The organism is Bariatricus sp. HCP28S3_A4 (genome assembly GCF_052066395.1).
Lineage (GTDB): Bacteria > Bacillota > Clostridia > Lachnospirales > Lachnospiraceae > Allocoprococcus.
In genome coordinates this window covers 1-310 of sequence record NZ_JBQHSE010000117.1, presented here as the reverse complement: position 1 = coordinate 310, position 310 = coordinate 1, and the positions used below count along the sequence as shown (strand labels likewise).

At 46.1% G+C, this 310-nt stretch carries 1 rRNA gene; it reads left to right on the top strand.

Going from position 1 to position 310, the window contains the following annotated elements:
• Nucleotides 1-95 precede the first annotated feature (95 nt).
• Nucleotides 96-310: ribosomal RNA gene (locus tag ACTNBF_RS16615) — 16S ribosomal RNA — on the top strand; the annotation flags it as partial.

The window sequence follows — 310 nt, the reverse complement described above, 5'->3', positions numbered from 1 at the left end:
TTTTCAAGAACGGTTGAATCGACAGATTTAACAAACCTAAAAACAGTAAGAAGGAACAGAATTGCCAAGCGATTCTGGACTGGATACAAACACTTTATAACGAGAGTTTGATCCTGGCTCAGGATGAACGCTGGCGGCGTGCCTAACACATGCAAGTCGAACGAAGCACTTTTACTCGATTCTTCGGATGATGGTAATAGTGACTGAGTGGCGGACGGGTGAGTAACGCGTGGGTAACCTGCCTCATACAGGGGGATAACAGTTAGAAATGACTGCTAATACCGCATAAGACCACGGAGTCGCATGACTC